Origin of the sequence: Actinomyces sp. oral taxon 448 str. F0400 (assembly GCF_000220835.1) — a bacterium.
In the GTDB taxonomy this organism is placed as follows: domain Bacteria; phylum Actinomycetota; class Actinomycetes; order Actinomycetales; family Actinomycetaceae; genus Actinomyces.
In genome coordinates this window covers 1409145-1430287 of record NZ_GL985606.1, presented here as the reverse complement: position 1 = coordinate 1430287, position 21143 = coordinate 1409145, and the positions used below count along the sequence as shown (strand labels likewise).

The 21143-nt window shown below is 72.1% G+C and carries 21 protein-coding genes; 7 read left to right on the top strand and 14 right to left on the bottom strand.

Features of this window, described 5'->3' with window-relative positions:
• Positions 1-449 (top strand): murein hydrolase activator EnvC family protein (locus HMPREF9062_RS06130; RefSeq protein WP_253270673.1); only part of this gene is annotated, 449 nt, incomplete at its 5' end.
• 22 nt (positions 450-471) lie between these two features.
• Here HMPREF9062_RS06130 and HMPREF9062_RS06125 read toward each other — a convergent pair.
• The 13 genes from HMPREF9062_RS06125 to rpsP all read right to left on the bottom strand — a co-directional run bounded on the left by HMPREF9062_RS06125 (position 472) and on the right by rpsP (position 12372).
• Positions 472-1437 (bottom strand): tyrosine-type recombinase/integrase, encoded by a 966-nt coding sequence (locus tag HMPREF9062_RS06125; RefSeq protein ID WP_009749203.1) that lies wholly within the window; start codon positions 1435-1437, stop codon positions 472-474.
• A 36-nt stretch (positions 1438-1473) separates the two neighbouring features.
• Complete coding sequence (locus tag HMPREF9062_RS06120; RefSeq protein ID WP_009749202.1) at positions 1474-2961, bottom strand: DNA-processing protein DprA; 1488 nt, start codon at positions 2959-2961, stop codon at positions 1474-1476.
• On the bottom strand, positions 2958-4532 hold the full coding sequence (locus HMPREF9062_RS06115) for a YifB family Mg chelatase-like AAA ATPase (RefSeq protein ID WP_009749201.1): 1575 nt from the start codon (positions 4530-4532) through the stop codon (positions 2958-2960). The genes HMPREF9062_RS06120 and HMPREF9062_RS06115 overlap by 4 nt, the downstream gene beginning before the upstream one ends.
• The gene (locus HMPREF9062_RS06110) at positions 4529-5038 is read right to left on the bottom strand and encodes a YraN family protein (protein WP_253270672.1); all 510 of its coding nucleotides are present in this window, start codon (positions 5036-5038) and stop codon (positions 4529-4531) included. Before HMPREF9062_RS06110 ends, HMPREF9062_RS06115 begins: the two co-directional genes overlap by 4 nt.
• Positions 5039-5257: 219 nt before the next feature.
• The gene (locus HMPREF9062_RS06105) at positions 5258-5563 is read right to left on the bottom strand and encodes a DUF2469 domain-containing protein (protein WP_009749199.1); all 306 of its coding nucleotides are present in this window, start codon (positions 5561-5563) and stop codon (positions 5258-5260) included.
• A gap of 117 nt (positions 5564-5680) precedes the next feature.
• Positions 5681-6424 carry a ribonuclease HII gene (locus HMPREF9062_RS06100; RefSeq protein WP_009749198.1) on the bottom strand — a complete coding sequence of 248 codons (744 nt, stop codon included), beginning with the start codon at positions 6422-6424 and terminating at the stop codon, positions 5681-5683.
• Positions 6421-7857 (bottom strand): signal peptidase I, encoded by a 1437-nt coding sequence (gene lepB / locus HMPREF9062_RS12500; RefSeq protein WP_050795258.1) that lies wholly within the window; start codon positions 7855-7857, stop codon positions 6421-6423. The genes HMPREF9062_RS06100 and lepB (HMPREF9062_RS12500) overlap by 4 nt, the downstream gene beginning before the upstream one ends.
• Before the next feature lie 117 nt (positions 7858-7974).
• Positions 7975-8325: a 50S ribosomal protein L19 gene (rplS, locus tag HMPREF9062_RS06090; RefSeq protein ID WP_009749196.1), complete on the bottom strand. Its 351-nt coding sequence runs from the start codon at positions 8323-8325 to the stop codon at positions 7975-7977.
• 285 nt (positions 8326-8610) lie between these two features.
• A complete protein-coding gene (lepB, locus tag HMPREF9062_RS06085) occupies positions 8611-9402 on the bottom strand; it encodes a signal peptidase I (RefSeq protein ID WP_009749195.1) in 792 nt (263 codons plus the stop codon).
• Positions 9392-10894, bottom strand: coding sequence for a tRNA (guanosine(37)-N1)-methyltransferase TrmD (gene trmD, locus HMPREF9062_RS06080; RefSeq protein WP_009749194.1), 1503 nt, complete (start codon positions 10892-10894; stop codon positions 9392-9394). Before trmD ends, lepB (HMPREF9062_RS06085) begins: the two co-directional genes overlap by 11 nt.
• Entirely contained in the window at positions 10894-11502 is a 609-nt protein-coding gene (gene rimM / locus HMPREF9062_RS06075; protein ID WP_009749193.1) for a ribosome maturation factor RimM, read from the bottom strand. The genes trmD and rimM overlap by 1 nt, the downstream gene beginning before the upstream one ends.
• Positions 11503-11696: 194 nt before the next feature.
• Positions 11697-11933, bottom strand: a complete 237-nt coding sequence (locus HMPREF9062_RS06070) for an RNA-binding protein (RefSeq protein WP_009749192.1) — start codon at positions 11931-11933, stop codon at positions 11697-11699.
• A 1-nt stretch (position 11934) separates the two neighbouring features.
• Positions 11935-12372, bottom strand: coding sequence for a 30S ribosomal protein S16 (gene rpsP, locus HMPREF9062_RS06065; RefSeq protein WP_034253853.1), 438 nt, complete (start codon positions 12370-12372; stop codon positions 11935-11937).
• 521 nt (positions 12373-12893) lie between these two features.
• On the opposite strand from rpsP, the gene HMPREF9062_RS06060 reads away from it, so the two are divergent.
• Complete coding sequence (locus HMPREF9062_RS06060) at positions 12894-14189, top strand: hypothetical protein (RefSeq protein ID WP_009749190.1); 1296 nt, start codon at positions 12894-12896, stop codon at positions 14187-14189.
• Positions 14190-14268: 79 nt separating this feature from the next.
• Here the strand turns inward: HMPREF9062_RS06060 and HMPREF9062_RS06055 are convergent, their stop codons facing one another.
• On the bottom strand, positions 14269-15816 hold the full coding sequence (locus HMPREF9062_RS06055; protein ID WP_009749189.1) for an alanine/glycine:cation symporter family protein: 1548 nt from the start codon (positions 15814-15816) through the stop codon (positions 14269-14271).
• A gap of 212 nt (positions 15817-16028) precedes the next feature.
• Here HMPREF9062_RS06055 and HMPREF9062_RS06050 point away from each other — a divergent pair, with 212 nt between their 5' ends.
• From HMPREF9062_RS06050 to HMPREF9062_RS13125, 5 genes are all read left to right on the top strand, one after another.
• On the top strand, positions 16029-16982 hold the full coding sequence (locus tag HMPREF9062_RS06050; protein ID WP_009749188.1) for an ABC transporter ATP-binding protein: 954 nt from the start codon (positions 16029-16031) through the stop codon (positions 16980-16982).
• A 96-nt stretch (positions 16983-17078) separates the two neighbouring features.
• On the top strand, positions 17079-17879 hold the full coding sequence (locus tag HMPREF9062_RS06045) for a hypothetical protein (RefSeq protein WP_009749187.1): 801 nt from the start codon (positions 17079-17081) through the stop codon (positions 17877-17879).
• A gap of 22 nt (positions 17880-17901) precedes the next feature.
• Positions 17902-19080 (top strand): sensor histidine kinase, encoded by a 1179-nt coding sequence (locus HMPREF9062_RS06040; RefSeq protein WP_156789982.1) that lies wholly within the window; start codon positions 17902-17904, stop codon positions 19078-19080.
• Positions 19077-19754 carry a response regulator transcription factor gene (locus tag HMPREF9062_RS06035; RefSeq protein ID WP_009749185.1) on the top strand — a complete coding sequence of 226 codons (678 nt, stop codon included), beginning with the start codon at positions 19077-19079 and terminating at the stop codon, positions 19752-19754. Before HMPREF9062_RS06040 ends, HMPREF9062_RS06035 begins: the two co-directional genes overlap by 4 nt.
• Before the next feature lie 458 nt (positions 19755-20212).
• On the top strand, positions 20213-21143 hold a 931-nt coding region (locus HMPREF9062_RS13125), incomplete at its 3' end, for a WXG100 family type VII secretion target (protein ID WP_009749184.1).

The window sequence follows — 21143 nt, the reverse complement described above, 5'->3', positions numbered from 1 at the left end:
CCGTCGGCGGGCCACGGACGCCGGCCCCGCGGGGGCGCTACGGCTGGCCGACCGGCGGCCCGACGGACGTGCTGGAGGGCTTCGACCCGCCGGCCGCCGTGTGGAGCGCGGGGCACCGGGGCGTCGACCTGGCCCTGGTCGCGGGCTCGCCGGTGCTGGCGGCCGGGGACGGGACGGTGATCTTCGCGGGCGTGGTGGCGGGCCGGCCGGTGGTCTCCATCGACCACGCCGACGGCATCCGCACCACCTACGAACCGGTCGAGCCCTCGGTGGCGGCCGGGGACGCCGTGCGCCGGGGACAGGCCATCGGAGTGCTCGTGGCCGGCCACCGCTCCGACGGAGCGGACGCGCTTCATTGGGGTGCGCGCACGGGTGCCAAGAGCTACATCGATCCGCTGCGCCTCCTGCGGCCCGCCGTCATCCGACTCAAGCCGCTCAGCGGCCGGTGAGCCCATCGCCGATGCGGTCCGGTCAGGCCCGGGGGAAGGCCTGAGCGTAGACGGCCCGCAGCCGCTCGGCCGACACATGGGTGTAGCGCTGCGTCGTGGCCAGGGAGGAGTGGCCCAGCAGTTCCTGAACGCTGCGCAGGTCGGCCCCCCCGCTCAGCACGTGGGTGGCGGCCGAGTGGCGCAGCCCGTGGGGCCCGAGGTCGGCGACGCCCGCGAGCGCGGCAGCGCGGTGGACCGCGCCGCGCACCGCGCGCGGGTTGAGACGCCGCCCGCGGACCCCGACGAACAGGGCCCGGCCCGCGGCATCACTCACCAGGTTCGCACGCACCGCGAGCCAGTCCTCAAGCGCGCGGGAGGCGGGCAGCCCGTAGGGCACGGTGCGCTCCTTGTCGCCCTTGCCCAGCACACGCAGGGTGCGGCGGGAGCGATCGATATCGTCGACGTCGAGACCGCACAGCTCCGCCACACGCACGCCGGTGGCGTAGAGGACCTCCAGGAGGGCGACGTCGCGCAGGGCGACGGCGCGAGCCGCGGCGGCCTCACCCGAGGCGGCGGCCTCCCGGGCGCGGTGGGCGGCAGCCGTCAGCAGCGCCGCCGCCTGGTCCTCGGTCAGGACCGCCGGCAGCCGGTTGTCGGCCCTCGGCGAGCGCAGTCGGGCGGCGGCATCGGCGGGCAGCAGGGCGAGGCGGTGCGCCCAGGTGGAGAAGGCCTTCGCGGCCGCCGCTCGGCGCGCGATGGTGGCTCGGGCGCGCCCCGAGGTCGACATCCGCGCCAGCCAATCGCGCAGGTCGGCCAGGTCGAGGCTGGCCAGAGCAGGACCGACCGGCTCCGTCCCGTCGTCCCCGACGCCGAGGAAGGACAGCAGGTCGCCGACATCGCCGACGTAAGCGCGCGCGGTGTGCTCGGACAGTCCCCGCTGGAGCGTCAGATGACGCCTCCACGCATCGAGCAGCTCACCGCGCGTGCGCGGCCGAACCGTTTCGTTCATGAACGCAGGCTAGGCCCCGGCGGTCCCGGGACCGCCCTACCGGACAGCGCGTCGGCGCCAACGCATCCCGTCGCGCTCGACTCGCCCCGACAGTTCGAGCAGGCCGAGCGCCGAGACGACCTCGCTCTCGGAGCGTCCGGCCGAGCGCGCCAGCGCCTCGACAGTGGCCGTCGCGCGCGCCGGGAGGGCGTCGAGGACCACGGCCGCGTCGCCGGTCAGACCGTCGAGCAGCCCCGAACCGGCATTTCCGGGGGCGGCCGCACGGGAGGCCTCGGGATCGACGCTGCCCAGGGGGGCGACGAGCTCGAGGGCGTCCTCGGCATCGGTGACGCACACGGCGCCGCCGCGCAGCAGCCGGTGGCATCCGACGGACTCCATCGAGGTGACCGGCCCGGGCACGGCCCCCAGTCCGCGGCCCAGGTCGCGGGCGTGCCGGGCGGTGGACAGCGCTCCAGAGCGCCAAGCGGCCTCGGCGACGACGGTGGCCCCGCTCATCGCGGCGATGAGTCGATTGCGCGTCAGGAAGCGGTGCCTGCCGGGCTGACAGCCGGGTGGAACCTCGGCGACCAGGGCGCCGGAGTCGATGACGGCGCGCAGCAGGCCGGTGTTCGCGGCGGGGTAGAGCCGGTCCACTCCCCCGGCGCTGACCGACAGCGTCGGACCGGCGCGCAGAGCGCCGCGATGGGCGGCAGCATCAATGCCGAAAGCCCCGCCGGAGACGACGACGGCGCCCCAGGACGTCAGGTCGTAGGCCATCTGGGCGGCGACGCGCTCCCCATAGTCGGTCGAGGCCCGCGACCCGACCAGCGCCAGGGCGTATCCGGCGCCGGGGCCCGCGGCGACCAGGTCGCCGCGGGCGCGCGGAGCCTCGCCGCCGTCCCGAACGGTCGGCTCCGCCCCGCCGCCGGGCTGGCCGTCCGCGCCGGGGCCGCGATCGGAATCGGCGCGCTCGTCCCGCGCCTCGCTGAGCAGGGCCGGATCTCCGCGGACCCACAAGCAGTGGGGCGGATTGTCGAGCTCATCCAGACCGACGGGCCACCACGCCTCGCCGGGGAGGACGAGGCTGCCGCCGAGGCGCTCGAGGACGTCGAGCTCACGGCGGATGTCCATCCCGGCCAACCTGGGCGCCCACCGGCCCGCGGCCTTTCCCCAGGCGGCGCGCTGGCGGGCCGTCCCACCGCGGGACGCGACGGGCGCAGGCGGCGCGGGCAGAGCCCGCCCCTCGGCGTCCAGGGCCTCCTGAAGGAGCCAGGCCAGCGCCGGAACGGCGCCCAGGGCGCCGACCAGAGCGCAGGCCGCACGGTCGGCGGGCTCGGCCAGCCGCGACCAGGTCGCCCGCGCCAGAGCCTCATCGTCGATGTCGTAGGGCAGCAGGGCGCGCCGTCGGTGCGGCGGTGCGCATCCCGACCGCGGATCGGAGGCGCCGCGGGGCGCGAGGGCGGCCGGTCGTTCCCCGGCATCGGCGGTCCCCCCGAGCACCGGGTCGGGCGACGGATCCAGTGCGGAATCCGCATCGGCGGTCATGGGCGCGCTCCTCTCGTGCGCAGAGCCAGGGCGGACCCCAGGTCGACGGCGGTGGGGGCGGGTCGAGCGGCGAGATCCGCCAGAGTCCAGGCCAGGCGCAGCACCCGGTCCACCCCGCGCAGGGTGAGGTCGCCGCGGTCCAGGGCGGTCATGAGGGGCGCGAGTAGGTCCGGGGCGGTTCCAGAGGCCTCCGAGCGCAACCAGGACCCGGGCACCTGGCCCATGACCCGCCAGGGCGTGTCCGCCAACCGGCGGGCGGCACGCTCCCGGGCCCGGGCCACCCGCGCGGCGACGGTCCGGCTCGATTCGCCAACGGCGCCCGCCGCCAGATCCCGGGCGGTGACGGCGGCGACCTCGACCTGAATGTCGACGCGATCCAGCAGGGGGCCGGACAGGCGCGAGAAGTAGCGCCTGCGCTGCAGGGAGGTGCAGGTGCACTCCAGTCCGCGCCCCCCGCCCTTGCCGCAGGGGCAGGGGTTCGCCGCCAGGACGAGTTGGAAGGCGGCGGGGAAGGTCGCCCGCCCGCCGACCCGGTCGATGGTCACCGAGCCGGTCTCCAGGGGCTGACGCAGACAGTCCAGGACACCGCTGGGGAACTCGGGGGCCTCGTCCAGGAAGAGCACGCCGCAATGGGCCAGTGAGACGTCGCCGGGTCGGGGCGCCCCGCTGCCGCCTCCGACAACCGCGGCCCGAGTCGCGGTGTGGTGCGGGGCGCGCAGGGGCGGTGCGGTCAGCAGCCCGGCGTCGGCGTCGAAAGTACCGGCCAGGGAGTGCAGAGAGGTGACCGTCACGGCGTCCTCAGCGTCCAACGGCGGCAGGATGGAAGGGAGGCGCTCGGCGAGCATGGTCTTGCCGGCGCCGGGCGGGCCCACGAGAAGGAGGTGGTGGCCGCCCGCGGCCGCGACCTCGAGGGCGTGGCGGGCCTCGACCTGGCCGACGACGTCGGCCAGGTCGGCCGTCCGCTCCGCGGTACGGCGGTCCTGGGACGCGCGAGGCTGCTCGCCGTGCGGGCGGGCCCGCCCCGTGAGCGCGCGCGCCCGCCGGGGCAGGCGGCCGCCGTAGTCCTCGACGAGCTCGCCGACGTGACCCACGGCCCGTACGCGCGCACCGGGGACCAGCGCCGCCTCCCGGGCGGCGGGCGCGGCCACGACGACGTCGGGAGCGCCGGCCTCCACGGCGGCGCGCACCGCCGGCAGGATGCCGCGCACCGGATGGACCGAGCCGTCCAGACCGAGCTCGCCGATGTGAACAGTGCGTTCCAACGCCGTCAGGGCGCGGGCGGGCAGCAGGCCCCGGGCGCCGAGCACCGACAGGGCCAGGGCCAGGTCAAACCCGGTGCCGCTCTTGCGCACGTCCGCCGGGGAGAGGTTGACCGTCAACCGCTGCTCGCCCCACGTGACGCCGCAGGTGGTCAGGGCGGCCCGTACGCGCTCGCGGGACTCGCGTACGGCGGCATCGGGCAGGCCGACCAGGGTGAAGCCGGGCAGGCCGGGGCTCGCGTGGGCCTCGACATCGACGAGGTGTCCCTCCAGCCCGGCCAGGGTCACGGCGAGGGTGCGCGCCAGGCTCATGTCAGTCCCACCCCGCGGTGATGGCGCAGCTCGGCGGGCAGGCCCGGGCGCAGCAGAACGGAGATGACATCGAGTCGCAGGCGTCCGTGCGGGGCCGAGTGCTCAGCGGCCCAGGCCGCCGCGAGGGTGCGCAGACGCGCGAGCTTGGCGGAGTCGACGGCGGCAGCCGGCGGACCGGCGCTCAGCGTCGTGCGGGTTTTGACCTCGACGACCACGAGGGCGGCCGGCCGGGTTCCGGCCGAGGGCTCGAGGGCCACGAGGTCGAGTTCGCCGCGCAGACCGGGGCCGGGGCGCCAGTTACGGTCCAGGACCCGCCAGCCTCGATCGCCGAGGTAGCGCGCCGCGATCCGCTCGCCCCGCCGGCCGACGGCCGCGCGCCCGGTCTCCACAGCGGGTGGACGCGCGCCGCCGGGCGCTCTCCCGGATGCTGCGCCCAATCCTGATCCCGGCGGTGCACCCGCCGCATCCACTCCCGCATCCGGCATGGTGCCGGGTCTCATGGTCATGGGATCACCTCCACCACCACAATGCGGGCGGCGGTCGGACGGCGCGAGCCGCGTCGTCGGGGTCTGTGGAGGACGCTCGCATGAAAGGCCCTGTGGAGCCCCGCAGAGAGCCGGGCCCACCCTCTTACCTGCCTTATTTACCTCTTCCCCTCCGCCGGCCCCATTCGCCCGCTACCAGTCGGCCACCGCCCGACCGTCGCCAGAGGGGTGTCAGAAGGATCAGGAGGGGATGTCCATCTCCGGCTTAGTGAGCTCCTCGACGTTGACATCCTTGAAAGTGACGACATGGACGGACTTGACGAACCGGCTCGCCCGATAGATGTCCCACACCCAGGCGTCCTCCAGGGACAACTCGAAGAAGACCTCGCCGCCGTTGGTGCGCACCTGCACGTCGACGGCATTGGCCAGGTAGAAACGGCGCTCGGTCTCCACGACGTAGGAGAACAACGAGACGACGTCCCTGTACTCGCGGTACAGGTCCAGCTCCAGATCGTTCTCGTAGGACTCGAGATCTTCGGCGCTCACGCCCCCATCATGCACGTCTCCGCTGTGCGCCCGGAGCAGGGCCGGTGGCGCGTCGTGCCTCCGCGGGTCACGGCACGGCAACGTTCTCAGCCCTCTCATTCAGTCCTCTCAGCGCCCTCAGCGCCCTCGGCGCCGGGCGTCGGGGACGTCGAGCCCGGGCAGGCGCCACGAGCGGCGGTGCTGAGCACTGGCGCCCAGACGGGACAGGGCCTCGATGTGCGCGGCGGAGGCGTAGCCCTTGTTCGACGCCCACTCGTAGCCCGGGTCGGGCAGGGCGGCCATGAGGGCGTCGCGCTCGACCTTCGCCAGAACGGAGGCCGCCGCGACGACGGCGCACCGGGCGTCGCCCCCGACCTGGGTGCGCACGAGCGGTGTCGGAAGGGCGGGCGGAACCGCAGAGTCCGGGCCGGCCCGCTCGGCGGGATCGACCCGGTCGGCGCGGACACCCGTGTCGGCGGCAGGTGCGGCGAGCCAGTCGTTCGAGCCGTCGAGGATGATCGCGTCGGGCAGGTGGTCGCGTGCGGTCACCTGGGCGAGGGCCCGCCGTCCCGCCAGGCGCAGTGCGCCGATGATGCCGAGGGCGTCGATCTCGGCGGGCGCAGCGTGAGCGACGGCCCAGTCGAGGAGCCAGTCGCGGCACGGCTCGACAAGGGCCCGGCGGCGGCGAGCGGTCAGCTGCTTGGAGTCGGCTAAGCGCTCGGGGAAGACGCTCGGCGTGCCCCTGCCGACAATGGCCAGGCCGACCGTCACGGGCCCCGCCAGCGAGCCGCGTCCGACCTCGTCCATGCCGCCGACCAGCTCATGGCGCTCCAGAAGCCCGGTCTCCAGACCCCGATCGGGACGGACTCGGCGCCGTCTCACCGGCCGGACCCGGGGACGTCGGCGAAGACGGCCTCCCCGCTGCCGAGCGACTCCCAACGGCCGGGCGGCCACACGACGTTGGTGGCCACGCCGACGACGTCGTCCAGCGGCACGGCGCCACCGTGCGGGTCGTCCTGATGAAAGCGGGAGTCCAGGGAGTTGGAGCGGTTGTCTCCCATGACCCACACGCAGCCCTCCGGCACGGTGACGTCGAAGGCGACCGCGGACGGTGTCACCCCGGGCCTGAGGTAGGTCTCGTCCAGCGGCATCCCGTTGACGCGCACCGCGCCGGTGCCGTCGGCGGTGACGCGGTCTCCGGCGACACCGATGACGCGCTTGATGAGGTGATGGCCGGAATCCTCGGGCAGGAGACGGACGAGGATGAGGCCGTCGCGCACGAGCCCCCTCAGACCGGAGGGGTCCTGGGCGTTGAGCCACCCCCCCGGGTCCACGAAGACGACAACGTCACCGCGGTTGACGTCATGGGCGTTGTACATGCGCACCGAGACCCGGTCATCGGTCTGCAATGTGTTCTCCATCGAGCCGGAAGGGATCTCGAAGGTCTGAACGACGTAGGTCTTGATCAGGGCGGCCACGACAAGGACGACCAGGACGACGGCGATGGTCGACAGTCTGCTGCGCCGCCGCGACGGGCGTTCGTCCTCATCCTCCTCGCCCGGGACGGGCAGGGGGCGTACGCGTCTGGTGGGCGGGTAGGAGGGCGGAAGATCGTCGGAGTCGGCGTCCTGAGCATTGTCCTCGGCTCGCTTCCGGGACCCCTCCGCGGGAGCGTCCTCGAAGTCGCCGTCACCGCCCTCGGAACCGCCAGCCGCTTCGGTCTCTCCAAGATCGTCCGCCTCGGATCCGACGATGCTGACGGCATCCTCACGATCCGCAGCGTCCGGCCCGCTCCCGGCCTCCTCCCGCGTCCGCTGGAGGTCATCGCGCGTCGGCGCTGTGAAGGCGGGCTCGTCGGCCTCGTCGTCCGGCTCGGCGGGCTCGTCGGAATCGCCGGGCTCATCCGCATCCGATCCGGCGGCCCGGGTGGGTTCGGGTTCCGAGTCGGCTTCGGCCTCGTCGGAGGCCTCGTCTTCGAGCGCACCGGCTTCGTCGTGCGCGCCGTCGGGCTCCCCGTCCCCGTCGTCCTCGCCGACCCCGGCGGTCTCATCCGGGACGTTCATCCCCTCATGGCCCGCCTCCGCGATCGGATCGGCGGGCGCATCGAGCTCGGTCCCGGCTGGCTCGGCACTCTGCTCGTCGTCCATCGGCCCGGTCTCACCGGCGACTCCGGCCGTGTCCGACTCCTTCTCGTCATCCTCGGCGCTGACCGCGGCGGACCCGTTGCCGTCGGCGCCGTCTCCGCCGGGGGCAGCGGGTGCCCCGTCGTCGGCCGTGGGCCGAAAGTCCTCAAGACGGTCCTGCAATGAGGTCACCGTGCTCCTGTTCCGGGTGGTGCGGGTGAGGCCGTGGCCTCCTGGAGGTAAGGAGGCGACGCCCGGACTAGGGGGCACCGGGCGTCACCGGGGCGCAAGGCGAATGAGCCCGGGGGCTCAGCTCTCGCGACGCTCCTTGATCTTGGCGGCCTTACCACGCAGGTTGCGCAGATAGTACAGCTTCGCGCGACGCACATCGCCGCGGGTGACGACCTCGATCCTCTCAATGATCGGCGTGTGAACCGGGAAGGTGCGCTCGACGCCGACGCCGAAGGAGATCTTGCGGATGGTGAAGGTCTCGCGGACGCCTCCGCCCTGGCGGGCGATGACGACGCCCTGGAACACCTGGGTGCGGGTGCGGCTGCCCTCGACGACCCTGACGTGCACCCTGAGGGTGTCACCGGCTCGGAAGGCGGGTACGTCGTCGCGCAGCGACGCGGCATCGATCTGGTCGATCAGGTTGGTCATGAGCTCTCTCCACGCTCGTGCCACTGGTCACGGGCGCTTGGTAGGTGGCGCCGCGACCGGCCCCGGGGCGAACCCGGCGGTGGCTGCGCCGAACACGATCGCCCGCGAGTCCTGCGCATGAGCGCCTCCCCAGTGGCGGAGGACGTCGGAGGCCCGAGAGCCCGCTCAGTGTGCCACAACGCGATGCGACGCTGCGAGGCCGCCGCGGTGCGAGTGCCCGACCTCACGCGCACCCGGTGTTCCAAGGATGCAGCAGCACTCCCGACCCCGGTGCTCCCGGTGCCCTCATCCCCCGGTGATCGCCGGGGTCGGCGCCACCGTCGGAGTGGAGGTCGGCTCCGGCACGTCGGAGAATGCCTCCTTCCCGCCGCTCAGCCCGGAGAGGCTCCCGAGCGGCCAGACCACGCACCGCGCGATCCCGACGACGTCATCGGCGGGCACGAAACCGCCGTGCGCGTCCCCCTGGTGCAGGCGCGAGTCCGCCGAGTTCGAGCGATTGTCACCCATGACCCACACGTAGCCCTCAGGCACGGTGACGTCGAAGGCGATCTCCGACCCGACCCGACCGGGCTTGAGGTAGGGCTCGTCGAGGACGACCCCGTTGACGCGCACCGGCCCGGTGCCATCGGCGGTGATGTGATCACCGGGCAGACCGATGACCCGTTTGATCAGATGGTGGCCCGCGTTCTGCGGCAGGATCCGCGCGAGCACCAGCGCGTCCCTCCACACGCGCGCAATGCCGGTCGGCTCAGGGTCGGTCAGCCAGCCGTCCGGGTCGGTGAAGACGACGACGTCGCCGCGCTCGACGGAGTCGGCGTCATACATGGTCACCAGGACGCGATCGCCCTCGTTGAGGGTGTCCTCCATGGAGCCCGAGGGGATGGTGAAGCCCTGGATGATCAGCGTGCGTACGGCGGCGACGACCGCCACCGTCACGACCAGAGTCACCAGCGTCCGCAGGAGCGAGTACCGGTTTCCCGCTGCGGATCCGCCGCGGGCCTCGTGCAGTCGCCGCGAGCGGCTGGCGGCGCGCTCGGGCGCTCCGCCGCCCGTCGCCGGCGTCGTTTCAGCGTGCACCGCGGGCCTCCTGCGGGTTCAGGCTCATGACCACGTCGCGGCAGCGCCGCCCGCCGACGTCGTAATCGCGGGAGCCGACTGCGCGGAATCCGCGGCGCCTGTAGGCCCTCTGCGCCCGGCGGTTGCCGTCGTGGGTGCCCAGCCACAGGGCGGTGACGCCTGCGGCGGCGGCGGCGCGGACGGCATGGTCCAGCAGCGCCGCGGCGACGCCCGAGGAGCGCAGCCGGGCGTCGACATAGACCTTGGACAGCTCGGCAGCCAGCCCTGTGGCGCCGTCGGCGCGCGTGGGGACCTCGACGGCATCGGGCCGCGAGTCCAGCCCGGAGAGGAGAGCGCCTCGGCGGTCGGCGATCTCGAGGAGCACGGCACTGTAGCCCACGAGCTCCCTCGGAGCCACGGCGCCGGCGCCTCCGGCGGTCTCGACCAGCCAGACGGCGGGCAGGCCGTCGGGCAGCTCGGCGACCGTCAGGATCGCACGCGGGTCGGCCTGCCAGGCGGACAGGCGCTCGGGGGTGAAGTTGAGGGCCGTGTGGGAGGCGACCTGCTCCGGGGTCAGGGCGGGAGGGCAGGCGTCGGGGAAGGTGCGCGCCGCCAGGTCGGCCAGGGCGTCCACGTCGTCGGGGCGCGCGGACCGCACGAGGAGTTCGACCGGACCCCGGGCCCCCGCGGGGATCGCCCACCCGTGGCGGGCCAGGGCGGCGCGGTCGTCGGCGTCGAGGCGGTCGGGGCTCAGTCGACGGATCATGTCGGGGCGGCGTCCGGCGGTGCGCGCGATGGCGGCGTCCCGGCGGACGCGGGCGACGCGGGCGTGGTCGCCCGACAGGAGGGCCGGTTCACGGACAGCCAGATCCAGACCGCGCCAGGCCACGGGGCGAGTGTAGACGGGGTACTCCAGCAGGCCGTCCTCGCCGTGGGATTCCTCGATAACCGACTCGGGGTTGCCCAGCACCCCCGGACGCAGACGGGCGATCGCCTCGATCATGACCAGGGCCGCGGCCTCGCCGCCGCCCAGCACGTAATCGCCGATGGACAGCTCGCGCACCTCCACTCCGGCGTCCCGATAGTGCTCGGCGACGCGGGCGTCGATGCCCTCGTAGCGCCCGCAGGCGAAGACGATCTGGTCGGCCCCCGCGAGGTCCTCGGCGGTGCGCTGGGTGAACAGGTCCCCCGACGGAGCGGGCATCACCAGGACCCGGCGCGCGGCGCCGCCCGTCCGCGGGGCCGTGCCGCCGGAGGTCGCCGCACCACCGATCGGCGCGGCCAGCACCCGGTCGAGGGCCCGCCCCCACACATCGGGCCTCATCACCATGCCGGCGCCGCCACCGACCGGGGGGCCGTCGACAGTGCGGCGACGGTCATCGGCCCACTCGCGTAGGTCGTGGACGACCGGTGTGATGAGCCCGTCGCCTGCGGCTCTGCCGATGAGGGACAGGTCCAGCACCTTCAGGTAGTCGGGGAAGATCGTCACGACGTCCAGACGCAGCGCCCCCATCAACGTGCCTCCTCGGCGCGCCCCAGCCCCGGGAAGAGCCCGCCCGGGGGGTCCAGAGTGACCGTACCGGAGTCGGGGTCGACGGCGGGGACGAGCTCGGCGACGAAGGGCACGGCGACCCTTCGGCCGTCCGAGGTGCGCACGATGAGACGATCCTGGGCGACGAGACGATCCTGGGCGACACCGGGCTCCAGGTCGACGATCTCGCCGAGCTCCGCGCCGGGCCGCGTATCCCCGCCCGGTCCCGGACGCACGGCCCGCAGGCCGATGAGCTCGTGGGCGTACCACGCGTCGTTCTCCCCGCCGGCGTCCTCCGGGCCGTCCGCGTCCCGGTCAGCGGTGTCCACCATCAGACGCAGGCCGCGCAGAGCCTCGGCGGCGGTGCGGTCGGCGGCCTGCTCGAAGGCGGCGAACCAGCGGGTGCCGTCGAAGCGCAGGCGCGCGACGGTCAGATGGTCGACCGTCGGACCGGGGTGGTCCCGCGGAGCCTCCACCGGAAGCACGGTGCCGGGGGCGAGGCGCCCCTCAGGGTCGTCGGTGCGGATCTCGAGGCGGACCTCGCCTTTGAGGGCGTGGGCAGGTCCGATGACGGCGACGGTAAGAAGCACGGAGCAAACCTACCGCGTGTCAAGTCGCTTCCCCACCGGGCCGCCCCGCTCCTGCGCATGCCCTCGCCCACGCCGGGAACCGGCGGCGCGGCGATCCGGGTCGTCGCCGGGCGCGAGAACGCCCGGCCCCGCGGGGGACCGGGCGCCGTCGGATGAGTGCCGAACGCGATCGAACCCGCCCATCGGCGGACCGCTCACCCGCGGTCGGTGTCGACGACGTCGACCCGCACCGGGGAGTCGGCGAGGGCTCCGACGACGGTGCGCAGCGCTCGGGCCGTACGGCCCGAGCGGCCGATAACGCGACCGAGATCCCCGGAGGCGACGCGCACTTCCAGCAGGTCCCCGCGACGCAGTGACCGGGAGGTGACGATGACATCATCAGGGTTGTCGACGATGCCTCGCACGAGGTGCTCGAGCGCATCGGCCAGCATCTCAGGCCTCCTGCGCGGAAGCCTCGGCGCCGGCGGCCTCCTGCTGGTCGGCCTCGGCCCTGGCCGCGGCGGCGTCCGCCTTGCGCTTCTCGGCGTCGGCGGCGGCGGCCTTGACGGCCGCGGTCCTGGCGGCGGTGTCGGCATCAGCGTCCTTGACCTTCAGCTTGCCCTCGGGCAGCGCAAGCCCCTTGAACGCGTGGTAGTCGCCGGTGATCTTCAGCAGGTTGAAAACGGTGTTGGAGGGCTGGGCGCCCACACCGAGCCAGTACTGGGCGCGCTCGGAATCGATGCGGATGAGCGAGGGCTCCTGCATCGGGTCGTAGACGCCGATCTCCTCGATAACACGGCCGTCGCGCTTCTTACGCGAGTCGACGACGACGACGCGGTAGAAGGGGGCGAACTTCTTGCCGATGCGCTTGAGGCGAATCTTGACTGCCACTTGGTTGAGCTCCTGGTTCTGAAATGGTGTGGCGCGCGCCGGTCCCAGGTGGGGGCAGGCAACAGTGTCCAACGCGAGCCGAAACGCGACCGCGCCCGGGAGAGGGCCGTACGCGGACGAGTACAGCCGGTCATTGTGCCAGAGCGTCCGCCGGCGCCGCCAGCCGCCGGCGGACCCGTCACTCGCGTACGAGTGCGAGATCGCCCACAGCGGGCCCACGGCGGGCCCGCCGTGGGCCGGCCCCGCCGAACGGGACGGCCTGGGACCGACGCCCTCGGCCGGCTGCCACGAGGTGACGGACGACGGTGTCCAGGAGCATGCTCCTACCTGTGAGACGTCCCACCTTCGGCATCCGTCCTCCTGGCGTCCCGTCCTCCATCCACCCCCCGGGCTCCGACCCGGGCAGGCCGAGGCGCTCACCGCTGCGCCGCCCGCAGCAACCCTCGGAGGCGGGGAACCAGGGCCCCTCGGCGACGGGTCCGCCAGGCGGCGCGGGCGAACGGCTGGGCAGGCGATTGGACATGCTCACTCGGGAGCAGACCCTCGTGCTCGCCGCGGCGGTCGCCCTGGTTGTCGTGCTCGTCGCGGTGAGCACCGCCACCTCCCTCCAGCACTCGGCGGGGAAGGCCGAACCGATGGCGACGCCGTCGCGGTGGCGGTCGAGCCCGACGCCCACGCCGTCTCCCACGCCCGCCCCCACGCCGACGCCCGACGACTCGTGGATCCAGGCGTGGAGGACCGACCTCGACCCGAACGCCCGCAATCCCCCCTGGATCTACACCGACGGCGACACCCTCGTGGTCTACGAGCGGAAGGGGAGAAGCGAGCCGGACCGGATGCGCGGATACAGTCTCGCCGGAGGCCGGCCGACCGAAACGTGGTCGATATCCCCCGGCGAAGCACTGAGGGGCTTGACCTCTTCGGCGGTGGTCACCACCCACAGCCTCATCGACCCGAAGACCGGCGAGGCCGCGCCGGCCCCGTGGAACGGCACGCCCGAGCTGGTCACGGACAACTTCATCATCACGTGCGAAAACCACCAGTGGCCCAGGTGCTCCGGCTGGGACCTGGACGACGGCGCCGCCTCGCTGCGCTGGGGCCCCGTCGACCTCCCCGCCGCGTACAACCTCACCCTCAACCCGTCGGCCATGACCGGGGACACGAGCACCGGCCACGTCCTGGCGACGTTCACGGTCCCCGACACCAATCAGGAGCAGGCCGTGTTCATCTCACTGGCCGACGGAAGCGTCGGGAACGTCCGTCCCACGAACCGCGATGCCGGGATCATCCCCGCCGCGGACGGGTGGATCGACCTGTTCCCCGACCGCGAGCGGGCCACGGCTCTCGCCCCGGACGGCACCGAAACGGACTCCTACGCCGTCTCCCGGAGCACGTCATCGCTGCTCCTGACCGACAGCGGCGCGCCTTCCCGGGAGCAGTACAAGCGGGCCTTCACGACGGCCGACACGTCCTGGGCCTCGATCGCCCTGACATGCGGTTTGAACGGCCAGCAGAGTACGGGCAGGGGCTGCCGGCTCAACGGCGTCGGGCCGGTGGCCGACGCGGATCGCGAAACGAAGACGCTCCCGGCCTACGAAAGCGGTTTCACCCCGACGATGGGGCAGCGGTACCTCATCCTGAGCTACGCGTCGGACACCAGGCCCAAGTACGTGCGGATCATCGACCTCCAAGAGCACCGCGTCATCCCCCGGGAGGACCCGCTGTACGGTCAGGAGGCGTACGTCACGGTCGTCAGCGCGGACCTCCTCATCGCCGTCGACGGAAGCGATCTGGTCGCCTACACGCCCTCCGGCTGAACGGCGTCGAGGTCCGCCCGGTACCCGCGCAGTTGCCGGCGCACTCCGGCGCGCCTGCCGCCGGAGTCCGGGCCCGCGCTCACTCCTCGTCGAGGCTGACCACGCGGGCCCGCGCCCGGTCGGCCGTCCACACGTCTCCGGGTAGCTCGTCCGGCAGGAGGGCGTTTCCCGGCGCCACGAAGACGGGCTCGCTCGCGCCGCCGGCCCGCTGGGCGTCGTAGTCGCGCAGCGCCGCCAGGACCCAGCGGCTCAACCATAGGAGAGCGATGAGGTTGAGGACGGTCATGAGCGCCAAGGCGATGTCCGCCATCACCCAGGCGAGCTCGAGGGCGACGACGGCACCCAGGCCGGTGGCCGCCGTCATGGCCAGGCGAAGGACCACACCCGTTCTCCGGCCTCCGCCGAGGTAGGTCGCATTGATCTCGGCGAAAGCCGAATATCCCAGCACGCTGGAGTAGGCGAAGGTGAAGACGACGAAGCTCATGAACCACACGACCCAACCGCCGGGCAGGGCATCGGCCAGGGCGTGCTGGACCAGAGTGGTCTCCGCCCACCGCGGTTCGACGCCGGGGGTGTAGACCTCCGGACCGGCCAGCAGCACGGTCAGACCCGTGGCCGTGCAGATGACGATGGTGTCGATGAAGACGCCGAGGGCCTGGATGAGCCCCTGGGTGACGGGGTGGGCGACGTCGGCGGTGGCGGCCCCGTTGGGCGAGGAGCCCTGGCCGGCCTCGTTGGAGAACAGGCCGCGCTTGGTCCCGTTGAGGAAGGCCGCGAACAGGCCGCCCGCAGTGCCCGCCAGGCCCGCCTTGAGACCGAGGGCGCCGGCGAGGATGTCGGCGAAGACGCCCGGCACCCGCGGGGCCGAGACGACGATGACGACGAGGACGACCGCCAGGTAGACCCCCGCCATGAGCGGGACGAGCCACTCGGTGACGCGGGCGACGACCCGCATGCCGGCGAGCAGGATGGGGGCGGTGATGGCCATGAGAGCGATGGCGGTCGTCGCCACCGGCACCCTATGCCCCTCGTTGAGGGTCAAGGCGATGGTGTTGGACTGGACCATGGGGAAGATAAGCCCGTAGGAGAAGACCAGCATGGCGGCGAAGACGACACCCATACCTCGACCGAGCCGGGCGGTCCCGCCGCGGGCGCCCCTCAGGCCCAGACCGCGCTGCATGTAGTAGGCCGGGCCCCCGCGGAAAATGCCGTCGGGGGCCCGGATCTTGAAGACCTGGGCGAGCGTGGACTCGGCGAAGGAGGTCGCCATGCCGAGCAGAGCGACGATCCACATCCAGAACAGAGCCCCCGGGCCCCCGAGGGTGACTGCGAGCGCGACCCCGGCGATATTACCGGTGCCCACGCGTCCGCCCAACCCGATGACGAAGGCCTGGAAGCTCGACAGGCTGCCGCGCTGGTGGCGCGAGCGCGCCACCAGGTGCACGGCCCGCCCGAACAGGCGCACCTGAACGCCGCGGGTGCGGATCGTCAGGTACAGGCCGACTGCGAGCAGAAGCCAGATGAGGATCCTGCCGGAGACGAATTCTTCGAAGGAGGTCAGGCTCTGGGTCAGCTCGGTGCCGGACAGGGCCGGGAGGAACACGTGCGCAGCGGATGCTGCGGTCATAGCGGACATGATGATTCCGTCTATCGAGTGGTGTCGAATGGCGCGGGACGGAGCCAGTGTCGCGCGATCAGCTTCGCGACTCGCGGCGGTCTCGGCCTGAGAGACGCCGCGGGCGCTCCGGCGGTGGCCCCGACTGCTGGGTGACACCTGTCATGCGCCGGCGATGACAGCGCTCAGTACCGCAGTTCGCCGACCCCGGCGAGCCTTGGGCCATGAGCACAGCAGCGCACTCCCCCTCTCCGGCCGTCGAGGTCACGGGCCTGACCAAGTCCTTCGGGTCCCTGACCGCCGTCGACCGCCTCGACCTGAAGGTCGCCCGCGGCGAAGTCGTCGCCTTCTTGGGCCCCAACGGCGCCGGCAAGTCCACCACCCTCGACGTCATCCTCGGTTTCACCCGCCCCGACGCCGGGACGGTGCGCGTGCTGGGGGTTCCGCCCGCGCAGGCGGTGGCCGCCGGGGGCGTCGGCGCGGTCCTGCAGAGCGGGGGCCTCATCGGCTCCTACACGGTCCGTCAGACTCTCGCCGTCGTCGCCTCTCTGCAGTGCCGCACCCCCGATGTCGAGGCCGTCATCGCTCAAGCCGGGATCGGCCCCCTCCTGTCGCGCAAGGTCTCCGCATGCTCCGGCGGGGAGCGCCAGCGCCTGCGTCTGGCACTGGCGCTGCTGCCCCGTCCCGCCCTGCTCGTCCTCGACGAGCCCACGGCCGGCATGGACCCGACCGGGCGAGCCGCCTTCTGGCGGACCATGCGCGCCCAGACGGCGGAGGGCCGCTCGATCCTTTTCGCCACCCACTATTTGCAGGAGGCATCCGACGTCGCCGACCGCATCGTCATCATCGACCGCGGGCGCCCGGTCGCCTCGGGGTCGGTCGATGAGATCCGCTCCCTCGCAGAGGGCACCACCGTCACCGCCACCTGGGCCGGCCTGACGGGCGAGGCCGAGCTGCACAGGGTCCTATCACCCGTGGCCGGCTCGCTGCTAGAGGTTGAGGTCCACGGCTCTCATGTGACGGTGCGCACCACCGCCCCCGACGACGTCGCCCGGCTGCTGCTGACGGCCACGCCGGCCACCCGTCTGGGAATCACCGCCCTGAGCCTGGAGGAGGTCTTCTCCCGCCTCGTCGGGACCCATCGCGCCGAGAACCCCGCCGCGTCCCGCACGGCCTGACGCGGAGTTCTACTCCCAGTCCTTTAGTCCTCGTCCTTTAATCCTCTCCCAGCCGACACCGACCACCGACACTCACCCGACCCTCAGGAGCATCCCATGACCGCCACCGACGCCCCCACCGCCCCCGTTCGCCGTCCGCGCCCGTGGACGTACACCATCATCGACACCCTTATCACCCTGCGTCGCCCCGACATGCTGTTCTTCACCCTCGTCATGCCGCTGGGCATGTACCTCTTCTACGGCGCCATGCAGGACTACTCCGACATCGCAGTCGGGCACGGCGACGTCGCCGCCTCCACCATGATCAACATGGCCGTCTTCTCCGTCGCCATCGCGGCGACCTGCACGGCCGCGGGCGCCGCCGTCGAGCAGGCCGGCGGCTGGGGGCGCCAGGTCGCGTTGACCCCGGGCGGACTGCGCATCTATGTCATCACCAAGCTGCTCACCGCCCTCCTCGTGGCGATCTTCCCCGTCACCGTCATCTTCATCGCGGGCGCCTTTACAGGGGCGCAGATGGACGCCCCCTTCATCTGGGTCGCCAGCTACCTCCTCACGCTCCTGGCCGCCGTGCCCTTCGCCTGCTACGGATTGGCCGTCGGAGTGTGGGTGCCCGCCCAGGCGGCGGTCGGCATCGCTGGCGCATCCATCAGCGTCTTCGCCTTCCTCGGCAATCTGTTCATGCCTCTCGGCGGAAGCCTGTTCGCCTTCGGGCGCCTGACCCCCATCTACGGGGCGGGCTCCCTGGCCACCCGAGCCCTGCAGGACGATGCCGTGGCCACCGCGACGGGCACCGTCCGGGAGGCCCTGTGGATCCCGCTGGCTAATATCGGCCTGTGGACCGCATTGTTCGTCATCCTGTGCCTGGCCGCACGGCGCCGTGCGACGGCGCGACGGTGAGACGCGCCCCGGGACCGAGCCGATGAGCCGCACGAGCCCGCGCCCCAGGGGCGGACGGGCGACGCGAACGATGCGCACCGGACCCTGGTATCGCAGGATCGACTGGATCGCCTCGGTATGGGTCGTCATCCTCATCGTTCCCCTCCTGCTCGTCGTCCGCAGCCGCCTGCCCGTCCTCGTCAGGGCGACGAGTCTGACGGGGATCATGGGGTTCGCCGGCGCCTACGTGTGGGGCGTATCGACGATGACGGCCTGGTTCGAGCTGCCGCTGGGCGCCTCCCTCGTCAGACAGCTGCGCGAGACGGCCGCGCGCCTGGCACTGCTCGTGGGACTGGCGGCCCTGTCCCTGCCGGCGCTGGGCTGGTGGTACATCTTCTATCTGCCCTACCTGTGCGCCGTCATCCTGTACGCGACGCCGCTGCGCACCGGGCTGGCCATCAGCACCGGGATCTGCGCGCTGGCCGTGGCCATGGCCGTCCTCACCCATGACCTCGGCATCGTCTCGGGGACGCTGGGGTGCAGCGGTTCGTCCCTGTTCGTCGCCCTGTCGCGCATCTGGGAGGAGGTCAATGAGCGGCGGCTGGTCAAGGAGGTCGAGCTGGCCTCTTCGATGGAGCGCGAGGAGATCGGCCGGGACGTCCACGACGTCCTCGGCCACTCCCTGACCCTTCTGACCCTCAAGGCGGAGGTCGCTCAGCGCCTCGTGCGGGTCGACCCCGGGGCCGCCGAGGCCGAATTGTCCGAGATCATCAGGTTCTCCCGGCAGGCTCTGGCCGACGTGCGCGCAACGGTCACCCGGCTGCGCACCCCGGACCTGGCCAGCCAGGTCGAGGCGTCCCGGACGGCCTTCTCCGCCGCCGCCGTACGGGCCACCATCCGCGGCGACGCCCGGGACGTTCCCCTTCCCCAGCGCGAGGTCCTCGCCTGGGCGCTGCGGGAGGCGACGACGAACGTGGCCCGCCATGCGGGCGCCTGCGGCGTGTGGGTCGATCTGGAGCCCGGACACCTGCGGGTCGTGGACGACGGCGTCGGCGCGGCGGGCGCCCCGGCGGGCAACGGGCTGACCGGCCTGCGCGAGCGGATCGAGGTCAGCGGGGGGACGCTCACCGTGACGAGCCCGGCCCCGAGCGCCCCCTGGAACCGCGACGGCGAGTCCCGGGAGTCCCACGGTCCGGGAACCGAACTGGAGGTCTTCCTATGAGCGAGCCCACCGGCGGGCGAACGCGCGGCCCGAGTGCTGCGGCGAGCGGGGGCTCGCACGGCGCCTGCGCCATCCGCATCCTGATCGCCGACGACCAGGCACTGGTGCGCGGGGCCCTGGCGACCCTGCTCGATCTGGAGCACGACCTGGAGGTCGTGGCCCAGGTCGGCACCGGACGTCGGGCGGCGGCCGCGGTCGCGGCGGGCGGGATCGACGTAGCCCTGCTGGACATCGAGATGCCCGAAGGCGATGGCCTGTGGACGGCCGAGCAGATCTCAGCAGCCGACACGAACTGCCGCAGCCTCATCGTCACCACCTTCGGACGACCCGGGTACCTCTCGCGCGCACTGGAAGCCGGAGCGTCGGGCTTTCTCGTCAAGGACACCCCGCCACCGGAACTGGCCGAGGCGATCCGCAAGATCCATACGGGCCTGCGGGTGGTGGACCCGGCCCTGGCCCAGGAGTCGGTGATCCTGGGCCCCAACCCGCTGACCGAACGGGAAAAGCAGATCCTGCGCATGGCCGCCCGCGGCGCCGACGCATCGCGGATCGCCGCCGACCTGCACCTGGGAGGAGGAACAGTGCGCAACTACCTGTCGAGCGCCATCGCCAAGACCCACGCGCGCAACCGCACAGAAGCAGCCCGCACCGCCGAAACCAACGGCTGGCTGTGAGCCTGCGCACCCCATGCAGGGCGGCAGGGAACAAGGCTGGACCACTGCCCGATATGCCGTGAGAGCACTCCCCCGACCGCGAGCGACAGGCCGGCAAGGTCGCTCGGCCGAGCGACCGGGCTCCCGATGAGCGGGACGCCCTAAGACAGCCGGCCGAGCGGCATCCGCCCGCCGGAGAGGCGGAGGAGGAAGGAGGGCAGGCTCGTCGAGACGCATTCCTTCGTTCGTGCGCACTGGAAACCGGAGCGTCGGAGGCTCTTGCCAGGGACACCCCGCCGCCGGCGGCTGGCGGCCCCATCAGCCGGCTTCGTGACTCTCCGCGGGACTACCGCACACCGGGTCGATTCGTGTACCGTAGCTCGGGTGTTCGCGACATCGTGTGATCGTTCTGTAATCGTTGGCCGGGGCTCATCGACTGTGGGTCGTATTGATGCTGGTCGTAAGGATGGCGTGGAACTGTGAGTACGGGATCGCTGGTCGCCGACCGTAAGGATTCAACGTCGTTCTGGTCGGGGACGGGCCTGGGCGAGGATATTTCAGATTTGTCGGAGTCCATTGGTAAGGGCTCGTGGGTTCAGGGCACCTTGGCGGGCGTGGGGACGGCGGCTGATGCCGTGTCGCTGGTGTTCAATCCGGTGGCCAGTGCCGTGGGATGGGTGGCCGGGTGGATCATCGAGCATATTCCGCCTCTGCCTGAGATGCTCGAGAAACTGACCGGTGATGCTGATGCCGTGCGTGCCGGATCGCAGACGTGGTCGAATATCTCAACACATTTGAATGAGCAGGCGGAGAGCCTGCGTACAACGATCAATCGTGACATGGCCGATCAGGTCGGTCAAGCAGCTGATGCGTGGCGATCTCAGGGACGGGGTCTGGCCAGCGCGTTGGAGTCCATGGGCGGTTTGGCCAAAGGCGTGTCCACTGGTCTGAGCGTGGCCGGCGTAGTGGTTCAGATCGTCCACGACATGGTGCGTGACGCTATTGCCGAGGCTATTGGCATGTTCAGCCAGTCAGTGCTGGAGGAGGTTTTCTCTCTAGGTCTGGCTACGCCCGCGGTGGCAGCTCAGATCAGTACGTGGGTCACGAGCAAAGTATCGACGATCACTCATCGCGTGAAGGACCTTATTTCCTCGTTCGAGGCTCTATCCAAACTTTTCCGCAAAATCTCGCCTCTGGCGAGCAAGATCAAGTCTCTGCTCAACAAGCTCGACGAGATTCCGACCAATGCCGGTCATCGTGCTGGTCGGTGGATCAATGAGCACACCGGGCGAACGTCGCATACCGCCTCGACGACAACCTCTGCCGCGCACACCGCTGGTACCGCTGGTACCGCCTCCCATGCCGGAACCGACTCAGCCTCCCATGCCGGAACCGGTTCCAGCTCGGCCT